The sequence below is a fragment of the Streptomyces beigongshangae genome (genome assembly GCF_019710745.1).
Classification (GTDB): domain Bacteria; phylum Actinomycetota; class Actinomycetes; order Streptomycetales; family Streptomycetaceae; genus Streptomyces; species Streptomyces beigongshangae.
Window position 1 is genome coordinate 12,640 of record NZ_JAHKJW010000039.1, and the last position, 12,207, is coordinate 24,846.

Below are 12,207 nucleotides of genomic sequence, written 5' to 3' on the forward strand. Positions count from 1 at the left end.
CATGACCCGTAAGCGCTGCGGGCAATGACGCCCGCTCCGCACCTTCAACCGGCGGGTGACGTTGCCTGTCGCGGTCGGACCGACGGTCATGGATCTGTCCGAAAAGGTCCCCCTCCCAGCCGCCACGAGCGGCCCGTCGCCGCGACCCACGGCGTCCGCATGATGAAACGCGGTATCCGGTTCACGAGAATCGCTCCATCATGTAACCTGCACGAAATTTCGCACTCCTCGCTCAGGGCCAACGTCGTCCCTCTGCACTATGCATATGCCACGACGACGACGGGAGAGCCGATGCGTACGCCGCGCCAGCCGTCCCAGCACTCCGCGAATGGCCAGAAGTGGTCCTTCATGGATGCTCGCCCTGCCGCGCAGGGCATGTACGACCCGCGCAACGAGCACGACGCCTGCGGCGTCGGCTTCGTGGCGACCCTCACCGGTGAGGCGAGCCACGCGCTGGTCGAGCAGGCGCTGACCGTGCTCCGCAACCTGGAGCACCGCGGTGCGACCGGCTCGGAACCCGACTCGGGTGACGGCGCGGGCATCCTGTCCCAGGTCCCCGACGCCTTCTTCCGCGAGGTGGCCGGATTCGAGCTGCCCGAGGCGGGCTCGTACGCGGTGGGCATCGCCTTCCTCCCGGAGGAGGCCCTCGACGAGGCCGTCTCACGGATCGAGGCGATCGCCGCCGAGGAGGACCTCACGGTCCTCGGCTGGCGTGAGGTCCCGGTCGCCCCCGGACTCCTCGGTGCCACCGCCCGCTCGACGATGCCCCTCTTCCGCCAGGTCTTCGTGACGGACGGTTCCAGCCAGGGCATCGACCTCGACCGCAAGGCGTTCGTGCTGCGCAAGCGCGCCGAACGCGAGGTCGGCGTGTACTTCCCGTCGCTCTCCGCCCGCACCATCGTCTACAAGGGCATGCTGACCACCGGACAGCTGGAGCCCTTCTTCCCGGACCTGTCCGACCGCCGCTTCGCCTCCGCGATCGCGCTCGTGCACTCCCGGTTCTCCACGAACACCTTCCCGAGCTGGCCGCTCGCCCACCCCTACCGCTTCGTCGCGCACAACGGCGAGATCAACACGGTCAAGGGAAACCGCAACTGGATGGTCGCCCGCGAGTCCCAGCTCGTCTCGGACCTCTTCGGCGCCGGCAAGGACCTCGACCGGATCTTCCCGGTCTGCACGCCCGACGCCTCCGACTCCGCCTCCTTCGACGAGGTCCTGGAGCTGCTGCACCTCGGCGGCCGGTCCCTGCCGCACTCCGTGCTGATGATGATCCCGGAGGCGTGGGAGAACCACGACACCATGGACCCCGCCCGCCGCGCCTTCTACCAGTTCCACTCCACGATGATGGAGCCCTGGGACGGCCCGGCCTGCGTCACCTTCACCGACGGCACCCAGGTCGGCGCGGTCCTCGACCGCAACGGCCTGCGCCCCGGCCGCTACTGGGTCACCGACGACGGCCTCGTCGTCCTCGGCTCCGAGGTCGGCGTCCTCGACATCGACCCCGCGAAGGTCGTCCGCAAGGGCCGCCTCCAGCCCGGCCGGATGTTCCTCGTGGACACCGCCGAGCACCGCATCATCGAGGACGACGAGATCAAGGCCGGCCTCGCCGCCGAGAACCCGTACGCGGACTGGCTGGAAGCCGGCGAGATCGAGCTGTCCGACCTGCCCGAGCGCGAGCACATCGTGCACACCCACGCCTCGGTCACCCGCCGCCAGCAGACCTTCGGCTACACCGAGGAGGAGCTGCGCGTCATCCTCGCCCCGATGGCCAAGACCGGCGGCGAGCCGCTGGGCTCCATGGGCACGGACTCGCCGATCGCGGCCCTGTCCGAGCGCCCGCGGCTGCTCTTCGACTACTTCACCCAGCTGTTCGCGCAGGTCACCAACCCGCCGCTGGACGCCATCCGCGAGGAGCTCGTGACCTCGCTGCGCTCCTCCCTCGGCCCCGCGGGCAACCTGCTGGAGCCGAACGCCGCGTCCTGTCGCAGCGTCACCCTGCCCTTCCCGGTGATCGACAACGACGAGCTGGCCAAGCTCATCCACATCAACGCCGACGGCGACATGCCGGGCATGAAGGCCGCGACGCTCTCCGGCCTGTACCGCGTCTCCGGCGGCGGCGACTCCCTCGCCGCCCGCATCGAGGAGATCTGCGCCGAGACCGACGCCGCCCTCGCGAACGGCGCGCGCCTGATCGTCCTCTCCGACCGGCACTCCGACGCCGAGCACGCGCCGATCCCCTCGCTGCTGCTCACCGCGGCCGTCCACCACCACCTCATCCGCACCAAGCAGCGCACCCAGGTGGGCCTGCTGGTCGAGGCCGGCGACGTCCGCGAGGTCCACCACGTGGCCCTCCTCATCGGCTACGGCGCCGCCGCCGTCAACCCGTACCTGGCGATGGAGTCCGTCGAGGACCTGGTCAGGGCCGGCACGTTCCTGCCCGGCATCGAGCCCGAGCAGGCCATCCGCAACCTCATACACGCCCTCGGCAGGGGCGTCCTGAAGGTCATGTCCAAGATGGGCATCTCCACCGTCGCCTCCTACCGCGGCGCCCAGGTCTTCGAGGCCGTCGGCCTCGACTCGGCCTTCGTGCGGAAGTACTTCAGCGGCACCGCCACCAAGATCGGCGGCGTCGGCATCGACGTCGTCGCCAAGGAGGTCGCCGCCCGCCACGCCAAGGCGTACCCGGCCAGCGGCATCGCGCCCGCCCACCGCGCCCTGGAGATCGGCGGCGAGTACCAGTGGCGCCGCGAGGGCGAGCCGCACCTGTTCGACCCGGAGACGGTCTTCCGCCTCCAGCACTCGGCGCGCAGCAACCGCTACGACATCTTCAAGAAGTACACGGACCGCGTGAACGAGCAGTCCGAGCGCCTGATGACGCTGCGCGGCCTGTTCGGCTTCGACTCGGGCCGCCCGCCGGTCCCCCTCGACGAGGTCGAGCCCGTCAGCGAGATCGTCAAGCGCTTCTCCACCGGCGCCATGTCCTACGGCTCCATCTCCAAGGAAGCCCACGAGACGCTCGCCGTCGCCATGAACCAGCTGGGCGCCAAGTCCAACACCGGCGAGGGCGGCGAGGACCCGGACCGCCTGTACGACCCGGCGCGCCGCTCCTCCATCAAGCAGGTCGCCTCCGGCCGCTTCGGCGTCACCTCCGAGTACCTCGTCAACGCGGACGACATCCAGATCAAGATGGCCCAGGGCGCCAAGCCCGGCGAGGGCGGCCAGCTGCCCGGCCACAAGGTGTACCCCTGGGTCGCCAAGACCCGGCACAGCACCCCCGGCGTGGGCCTGATCTCCCCGCCGCCGCACCACGACATCTACTCCATCGAGGACCTCGCCCAGCTCATCCACGACCTGAAGAACGCGAACCCGCAGGCGCGGATCCACGTGAAGCTGGTCTCCGAGGTCGGCGTCGGCACGGTCGCCGCCGGTGTCTCCAAGGCCCACGCGGACGTCGTCCTGATCTCCGGCCACGACGGCGGAACGGGCGCCTCCCCGCTCACCTCGCTCAAGCACGCCGGCGGCCCCTGGGAGCTCGGCCTCGCCGAGACCCAGCAGACGCTGCTCCTGAACGGTCTGCGCGACCGCATCGTCGTGCAGACCGACGGCCAGCTGAAGACCGGCCGGGACGTCGTCATCGCCGCCCTCCTCGGCGCCGAGGAGTTCGGTTTCGCGACCGCGCCGCTCGTCGTCTCCGGCTGCGTCATGATGCGCGTCTGCCACCTGGACACCTGCCCGGTCGGCATCGCCACGCAGAACCCGGTCCTGCGCGACCGGTTCACCGGCAAGGCCGAGTACATCGTCAACTTCTTCACGTTCATCGCCGAGGAGGTCCGCGAGATCCTCGCCGAGCTGGGCTTCCGCTCCGTCGAGGAGGCCGTCGGCCACGCCGAGGCGCTCGACGTCACCCGGGCCGTCGACCACTGGAAGGCGCAGGGCCTGGACCTGTCCCCGCTCTTCCACGTGCCCGCGCTGCCCGAGGGCGCGGCGCTCCACCAGACCGTCCAGCAGGACCACGGCCTGGAGAAGGCGCTCGACAACGAGCTGATCAGGCTCGCCGCCGACGCCCTCAACGCGGCCGGTCCCGCCGACGCCCAGCCGGTGCGCGCCCAGGTCGCCATCCGCAACATCAACCGCACGGTCGGCACCATGCTCGGCCACGAGGTGACCAAGAAGTTCGGCGGCGCGGGCCTGCCCGACGACACCGTCGACATCACCTTCACCGGCTCCGCGGGCCAGTCCTTCGGCGCGTTCCTGCCGCGCGGCGTCACCCTGCGCCTGGAGGGCGACGCCAACGACTACGTCGGCAAGGGCCTCTCCGGCGGCCGCGTGATCGTCCGCCCCGACCGGGGCGCCGACCACCTCGCCGAGTACTCCACCATCGCCGGCAACACCATCGCGTACGGCGCCACGGGCGGCGAGCTCTTCCTGCGCGGCCGCACCGGCGAGCGCTTCTGCGTCCGCAACTCCGGCGCGACCGTGGTCGCCGAGGGCGTGGGCGACCACGGCTGCGAGTACATGACCGGCGGCCACGCCGTGGTGCTCGGCGAGACGGGCCGCAACTTCGCGGCCGGCATGTCCGGCGGTGTCGCGTACGTCATCGACCTGGACCGCGACAACGTCAACGCCGGCAACCTCGGCGCGGTCGAGGCCCTGGACGACGCCGACAAGCAGTGGCTGCACGACGTGGTGCGCCGCCACCAGGAGGAGACGGCCTCCACCGTCGCCGAGAAGCTCCTGGCCGAGTGGGACACCGCAGTGAACCGCTTCAGCAAGATCATCCCCAGTACGTACAAGGCAGTGCTCGCCGCCAAGGACGCCGCCGAGCGAGCCGGACTCGACGAGTCCGCGATCACCGAGAAGATGATGGAGGCGGCGACCAATGGCTGATCCCAAGGGCTTTCTCCACCACGGCCGCGAGGTCGCCAGGACGCGCCCCGTCCAGGAGCGCGTCAGGGACTGGAACGAGGTCTACGTCCCCGGCTCCCTCCTCCCGATCATCCCCACGCAGGCCTCGCGCTGCATGGACTGCGGCATCCCGTTCTGCCACAACGGCTGTCCGCTCGGGAACCTCATCCCCGAGTGGAACGACTTCGCGTACCGCGAGGACTGGTCCGCCGCCTCCGACCGGCTGCACGCCACGAACAACTTCCCGGAGTTCACCGGCCGGCTGTGCCCCGCCCCCTGCGAGTCGGCGTGCGTGCTGGGCATCAACCAGCCGCCCGTGACCATCAAGAACGTCGAGGTCTCCATCATCGACAAGGCGTGGGACGGCGGGAACGTCGCCCCCCAGATCCCCGAACGCCTGTCCGGCAAGACGGTCGCCGTCATCGGCTCGGGCCCCGCTGGCCTGGCCGCCGCCCAGCAGCTGACCCGGGCGGGCCACACGGTCGCGGTCTACGAGCGCGCCGACCGCGTCGGCGGCCTGCTGCGCTACGGCATCCCCGAGTTCAAGATGGAGAAGCGGCACATCAACCGCCGCATCGAGCAGATGCGCGCGGAGGGCACCCGCTTCCGCACCGGCGTCGAGATCGGCCGCGACCTCAAGGCCACCGACCTGCGCAAGCGGTACGACGCCGTGGTCGTCGCGGCCGGCGCGACCGTCTCCCGCGACCTGCCCGTCCCCGGGCGCGAGCTGAACGGCATCCACTTCGCGATGGAGTACCTGCCGCTCGCCAACAAGGTGCAGGAGGGCGACTTCGTGGCGCCCCCCATCACCGCCGAGGGCAAGCACGTCGTCGTCATCGGCGGCGGCGACACCGGCGCGGACTGCGTGGGCACCGCCCACCGCCAGGGTGCGGCCTCCGTCACCCAGCTGGAGATCATGCCGCAGCCGGGCGCGGACCGGGCCCCGCACCAGCCCTGGCCGACGTTCCCCATGCTCTACAAGGTGACCTCCGCGCACGAGGAGGGCGGCGAGCGGGTCTACTCCGTCTCCACCACCCACTTCGAGGGCGACGAGGACGGCAACGTCCAGTGGCTGCACCTCGTCGAGGTCGAGTTCGTCGACGGCCGGCTCACGCAGAAGCCGGGCACGGAGCGCAGGATCCCCGCCCAGCTGGTCACCCTCGCCATGGGCTTCACCGGCACCGACCAGGAGAACGGGCTGGTCTCCCAGTTCGCCCTCGAACTCGACGAGCGCGGCAACATCGCACGCGACGGCGACTACGCGACCAACGTCCCCGGCGTCTTCGTCGCCGGTGACGCCGGACGCGGCCAGTCCCTCATTGTGTGGGCCATCGCGGAGGGCCGCTCGGCCGCCCGCGGGGTCGACCGCTTCCTGACCGGAACCAGCGAACTGCCGGCACCGGTCCGCCCCACGGACCGTTCCCTGATGGTCTGACGCTCCCCCCGGACGTCCCGTACAACGGCGTACGGAACTGAACGCGGCGCCCGCCCTCGTCCCCGACCGGACACTGGCGGGCGCCGTGGTGCGTCCACGGGCCGTGCAGTTCCCCGCGCCCCTGGAGAGCGCCCCTGAACTCGACGACGCTCAGCGGATCTCGTACGGCTGGCCGTAGACCTCCCACTTCAACGGCGTCTCCAGACCCAGATTGCCGTCGTACAGGAAACGCCGCTGAGCCGTGTCCACGCGGGACGTGTCGCGGCCCTCCGACTTCATCGCCTCGCGGCGCACGTCCAGGAAGACGTCGAGGTACGCCTTCTCGTCGCCCCCCTCCGCAGGGGTGTCCGCCTGCGCGACGGCCCGCTCGCGGAGGCCGTGGAAACCGGGATCGGTACCGGGCCCGTGCATCACCATGGCGTCGTAGTAGACGAACTGGCCGAGCGCACCCAGACCGTCGCGCTTCGCGAGCCGCACCGCCGGACCGAAGTACACCCGGTCCCGCTCGGCGTCCTGCGCGCGCTCGAACGCCGGCTTCCGGGACTCCGCCTGCCAGGCCGCCTCGAAACCGGCCCCCAGACCCTCGTGGGAGCCGGAGCCGTCCACCTCCCGCAGGGCGGGCAGATAGCGGGCCAGCGCGTTGTCCGGGTGGGACTTCGTGTACCGCTCGACCAGCACCAGCAGATCGTGCGTACCGGTGGTGAAGCCGATGATCCCCGCGGTGTACCCGCGCCCGTCACCGATGTCCTCGACGTAGTCGTACTGCGCGCGCCAGTCGAGGCTGGAGTTCTCCGCACTGGACACGATCCGCTGCGCCAGGTCCTTCTTGCCCGGCGCGTCCAGCCCCGCGGACGGGGCCGGGGCGGAGACCCGGGCGTCCGGGCGCGCACCGTCACCGCTCCCGCCGGATCCGGCGGAGCACGCCGCCACCGCGAGGAGGCAGACGGCGAGGGACAGCAGGCGGCCGGCGCGTTCCATGCGCAAAGAGTACGAGCGCCGGCCGGTGGACGAACATCCGGCGTGGCCCCGCCCACCCGGGGGCGCGGGGAACGGCGCGGCCGGCCCCCACCGGCGGTCGGCCGCGACACGACCCCTTTGGCTTCGCGGAGCCCCGTGCCACCCTGAACTCACCCCAGGGGAGGGCCACTCATGGACAGGCGGAACGACACAAGGACAGCGACAGCCGCAGGCAAGGGCGAGCGCGTGGCCGACTGGGCCGACGGCCGTCTCGGCATCCACACCCTCGCCAGGAACCAGATGCGCAAGGTGTTCCCGGACCACTGGTCCTTCATGCTGGGCGAGATCTGCCTCTACAGCTTCGTCGTCCTGATCCTCACCGGCGTCTACCTCACCCTCTTCTTCGAACCGAGCGGCGTCGAGGTCGTCTACAACGGCTCGTACGAGCCCCTCAACGGCATCGTCATGACCAGGGCGTACGAGTCCACCCTCGACATCAGCTTCGACGTGCGCGGCGGACTCCTGATCCGCCAGATCCACCACTGGGCAGCCGTCGTCTTCGTCGCCGGAATGCTCGTGCACATGATGCGCGTGTTCTTCACCGGCGCGTTCCGCAAGCCCCGCGAGCTGAACTGGCTCTTCGGCTGGACCCTGCTGTTCCTCGGCATCCTCACCGGCCTGACCGGCTACTCGCTCCCCGACGACCTGCTCTCCGGCACCGGCATCCGCTTCGCCCAGGGCGCGATCCTGTCCGTGCCGGTCGTCGGCACGTACCTCTCCTTCTTCCTCTTCGGCGGGGAGTTCCCGGGGCACGACATCATCTCCCGGCTCTTCCCGGTCCACGTCCTCCTGCTGCCGGGCATCATGCTCGGCCTGGTCGTCGCCCACCTGATCCTCGTCTTCTACCACAAGCACACGCAGTACCCGGGCCCCGGCCGTGACGAGAAGTCCGTCGTCGGCATGCCGTTCCTGCCGGTCTACATGGCCAAGGCGGGCGGCTTCTTCTTCCTGGTCTTCGGCGTGCTGTCGATGATGGGCGCGATCGCCACGATCAACCCCGTCTGGGCGTTCGGCCCCTACCGCCCGGACCTGGTCACCACCGGCGCCCAGCCGGACTGGTACCTCGGCTTCTCCGAAGGGCTGATCCGGGTGATGCCGGGATGGGAGATCAACGCCTGGGGCCACACCCTGGCACTGGGCGTCTTCATCCCCTTCACCCTGTTCCCGCTGATCCTGCTGGCGATCGGCGTCTACCCCTTCGTCGAGGCGTGGATCACCGGCGACAGACGCGAGCACCACATCCTGGACCGCCCCCGCAACGTCCCCACGCGCACCGCGCTCGGCGTGGCCTGGCTGAGCCTGTACGCGGTGCTGCTGATCGGCGGCGGCAACGACATCGTGGCCACCCGTCTGCACCTGTCGATCAACGCGATCACCTGGTTCGTGCGGATCGCGTTCTTCGCGGTGCCGGTCCTCGCCTTCGTCGTCACCAGACGCGTCTGCCTCGGCCTGCAGCGCCGCGACCGGGACAAGGTCCTGCACGGCAGGGAGTCCGGCAGGATCAAGCGGCTGCCGCACGGCGAGTACGTGGAGGTGCACGAACCCCTCACCCCGGCACAGCGGTTCACCCTCACCCAGCACGAGCAGGCCCCGCCCTACGACGTGGGCCCGCTCGTCGACGCGAACGGCGTCGAACGCAAGGTCAGGGCCTCCCAGCGGCTGCGGGCCCGCCTCGCCCGCGCCATGTACGGAGAGAACACGTACGTCCCCAAGCCGACCGTCGAGGAGTACCGCGAACTCACGGGCGACGACGAGCACTCCCACTGACCCCACCACCGGGCCCACCACCGGACCCGTCGCCGTCGAGCACCAGCGCCCGGCACTCGCCCGGGCCGCCCCAGGCGCAGCGCAGCGCCCGCGCCTTGGTCAGCCACAGCGAGAGGTCGTACTCGGCGGTGTAACCGATCGCCCCGTGCAGTTGCAGGGCCGTACGGGCGGTGGCGTACGCCGCCTCGCAGGCCGCGACCTTGGCGGCGGCGATGTCCGCCGGGCCCATCGACAGCGCGGCCCCGAACAGCAGCGGACGCGCGAACTCCAACGCGATCAACGCGTCGGCCAGCCGGTGCTTGACCGCCTGGAAGGAACCGACCGGGACGCCGAACTGACGGCGCTGCCCGACGTACGCCACGGTCCGGTCGAGAAGGGCGAGCCCCACCCCGAGGGCCTGGGCGGCGACCGCGAGACGCGCCCACCGCAGGGCGTCGGCGGCACCCGCGACGACCCGGGGGCCGGCGGCCACGAGCTCACCACCGGAACGCGGAGGACACAGCCGGCGGGCGGGATCCAGGGACCGCCGCACACACGGAACGGAACACCCCCGAACCCACAACTCCCCACCCGCGCTCCTCGCACTCCCTGCACTCCCTGCCGTCCCCGCCGTCCCGGTCACGGCGAACTCCACATCCGCCGCGTCCCCGTCCAGCACGTACGGCCCGGAGCCCGGCAGGGCCACCGTCGCGACCGTCCCCCCGGCCGCCAGCCCCGGCAGGAACCTCTCCGCGGGCCCCGGCTCCGTCAGCAGCGCGGCCGCCGCCACCGTCTCCACCAGCGGCCCCGGCACCACGTGCCTCCCCAGCTCCAGGAAGGCCACCACGAGGTCGACGGGACGCGGCCCGAACCCCCCGTACGCCTCGGGCACCGCCAGCGCGAACACCCCCGCGTCGGCGACACGCGACCACAGCGCGCGCCCGGCCGCGGGGTCCCCGGCGCCCCAGGCCCGTACGGCCGCGGGCGTGTCCGCCGCCGTCAGCAGGGCGTCCAGGGAGCGGGCGAAGGCGGTCTGCCCGTCGTCCAGGAGGAAGCGCATCAGCGGCGCCCCCTCGGCAGCCCGAGAAGCCGCTCGGCGATGATGTCGCGCTGGATCTCGTTCGTCCCCGCGTAGAGGGGGCCGGCGAGCGAGAAGACGTACCCCTCACCCCAGCCGCCCCCGCCATCCCCGTCCGCCCCCTCCCCGCCGGGCGCCTCCCCCTGCCCGCCCAGGAGGTCCAGAGCCGTCTCGTGCAGGGCGATGTCGTACTCGGACCAGAAGACCTTGTTCAGACTGGACTCCGGCCCGAGGGGCGCGCCGTCGAGGAACCGGGCCGCCGCCGCGTACGTGAACAGCTGGTACGCGCGGGCACCGATCACCGCGTCCGCCACCCGGTCACGGGTGGACGGGTCCCGGCCACGCCCGTGCCAGAGCGCGGCCAGCCGGTCCGCCGCCGCCAGGAAGCGGCCGGGGGAGCGCAGCGTCAGCCCGCGTTCGTTGCCCGCCGTCGACATCGCCACCCGCCACCCCCGGCCGGGCTCGCCGATCACGTCCTCGTCCGGCACGAACACCTCGTCCAGGAAGATCTCGGCGAACGCCGGCTTCCCGTCCAGCCGGCCGATCGGGCGGACTGTCACCCCCGGCGCCCGCAGGTCGAACATCAGGTAGGTGAGGCCCTGATGGGGCTTCGGCAGGTTCGGCTCGCTGCGGAACAGGCCGAACGCGCGGTCGGCGAACGCGGCCCGGGACGACCACGTCTTGTGCCCGCTCAGCAGCCAGCCGCCGTCCGTACGCACCGCTCTCGACCTGAGCGAGGCGAGGTCGGACCCGGCCTCCGGCTCGGACCATGCCTGCGCCCAGACGGTCTCGCCGCGGGCCATCGGCGGCAGGATCCGGGCGCGCTGCTCCTCGGTGCCGTGGTCGAAGAGCGTCGGTGCGAGGAGGCTCACGCCGTTCTGGCCGACCCGGCCCGGGGCACCCGCCGCCCAGTACTCCTCCTCGAAGACCAGCCACCGGACCAGCCCGCAGTCCCGCCCGCCGTACGCCGCCGGCCAGGACACCACCGCCCAGCGGTCCGCGGCGAGTTCGGCCTCCCAGGCGCGGTGGGCCGCGAAGCCCTCCGCGGTCTCCAGGGAGGGCAGCGGTCCGGTGGGCACGTGTCCGCCGAGCCAGGCCCGGGCCTCGGCGCGGAACGCCTCGTCGGCGGGGGAGTGCGTGAGGTCCACGACGGCCAACCTTCCCTAACAAGTGTTTGGTAGGTTAGCGTGGGTCCATGACAGACGTCGAGAGCCCGAGGGCCGGGGCTCCAGCGGCCGAGGCCCCGGAGTACCCGCCCGGGCACGGACTGCTGGAGGGACGTACCGCCGTCGTCACGGCCGCCGCGGGCGCCGGCATCGGCGGTGCCACGGCCCGCCGCCTCCTGGAGGAGGGCGCGCGCGTACTGATCAGCGACGCGCACGAGCGGCGGCTGAAGGCGTACGAGGCGGAGCTGGCCGGGGAGTTCGAGGGTGTCGCGGCGCTCGTCTGCGACGTCACCGACGAGGCCCGGGTGCAGGCGCTCTTCCGCACGGCCGTGCGGCTGCACGGCCGGCTCGACATCGTGGTCAACAACGCGGGACTGGGCGGGACGGCGAACCTCGTCGACATGAGCGACGAGCAGTGGTCGAAGGTGCTCGACGTGACGCTGAATGGCACGTTCCGGTGCACCCGCGCGGCCCTGCGGGCCTACCGGGAGGGCGGCCGCGGCGGGGTGATCGTCAACAACGCCTCCGTCGTCGGCTGGCGGGCCCAGGCGGGCCAGGCGCACTACGCGGCCGCGAAGGCGGGCGTGATGGCGCTGACCCGGTGCGCGGCCATGGAGGCGGCCGCGCTCGGAGTGCGGGTCAACGCCGTCGCGCCGAGCCTCGCCCTGCACCCGCACCTGGTGAAGGTGACGACCCCCGAACTGCTGGCGGAACTGACGGCCCGCGAGGCATTCGGGCGGCACGCCGAACCGTGGGAGGTGGCCAACGTGATCGTGTTCCTGGCGTCCGGCTACTCCTCCTACCTGACGGGTGAGGTGGTCTCCGTGAGCAGCCAGCACGCGTGAGCGCTCCGCCGGGCC

7 protein-coding genes are annotated in these 12,207 nt (G+C 71.7%); 4 read left to right on the plus strand and 3 right to left on the minus strand.

The genetic code is table 11. The annotated features are described in order from the left end of the window. The first annotated feature begins 291 nt into the window (after window positions 1–291). A complete protein-coding gene (gene gltB, locus KM933_RS26605; RefSeq protein WP_221356466.1) occupies window positions 292–4,887 on the plus strand; it encodes a glutamate synthase large subunit in 4,596 nt (1,531 codons plus the stop codon). Beyond that, entirely contained in the window at window positions 4,880–6,340 is a 1,461-nt protein-coding gene (locus tag KM933_RS26610) for a glutamate synthase subunit beta (protein ID WP_221356469.1), read from the plus strand. Before gltB ends, KM933_RS26610 begins: the two co-directional genes overlap by 8 nt. A 150-nt stretch (window positions 6,341–6,490) precedes the next feature. On the opposite strand, the gene KM933_RS26615 is transcribed toward KM933_RS26610, so the two are convergent. Continuing rightward, on the minus strand, window positions 6,491–7,318 hold the full coding sequence (locus KM933_RS26615; RefSeq protein ID WP_221356470.1) for a chitosanase: 828 nt from the start codon (window positions 7,316–7,318) through the stop codon (window positions 6,491–6,493). A 171-nt stretch (window positions 7,319–7,489) separates the two neighbouring features. Here KM933_RS26615 and qcrB point away from each other — a divergent pair, with 171 nt between their 5' ends. Beyond that, the gene (gene qcrB / locus KM933_RS26620; protein WP_221356473.1) at window positions 7,490–9,124 is read left to right on the plus strand and encodes a cytochrome bc1 complex cytochrome b subunit; all 1,635 of its coding nucleotides are present in this window, start codon (window positions 7,490–7,492) and stop codon (window positions 9,122–9,124) included. On the opposite strand, the gene KM933_RS26625 is transcribed toward qcrB, so the two are convergent. Both KM933_RS26625 and KM933_RS26630 read right to left on the minus strand, forming a co-directional pair. Then, window positions 9,096–10,163, minus strand: a complete 1,068-nt coding sequence (locus KM933_RS26625) for an acyl-CoA dehydrogenase family protein (RefSeq protein WP_221356475.1) — start codon at window positions 10,161–10,163, stop codon at window positions 9,096–9,098. The genes qcrB and KM933_RS26625 overlap by 29 nt on opposite strands. Then, entirely contained in the window at window positions 10,163–11,329 is a 1,167-nt protein-coding gene (locus tag KM933_RS26630) for an acyl-CoA dehydrogenase family protein (protein WP_221356477.1), read from the minus strand. The genes KM933_RS26625 and KM933_RS26630 overlap by 1 nt, the downstream gene beginning before the upstream one ends. Window positions 11,330–11,376: 47 nt before the next feature. Here KM933_RS26630 and KM933_RS26635 point away from each other — a divergent pair, with 47 nt between their 5' ends. Beyond that, complete coding sequence (locus KM933_RS26635; RefSeq protein ID WP_221356504.1) at window positions 11,377–12,192, plus strand: SDR family oxidoreductase; 816 nt, start codon at window positions 11,377–11,379, stop codon at window positions 12,190–12,192. Window positions 12,193–12,207: the final 15 nt, after the last annotated feature.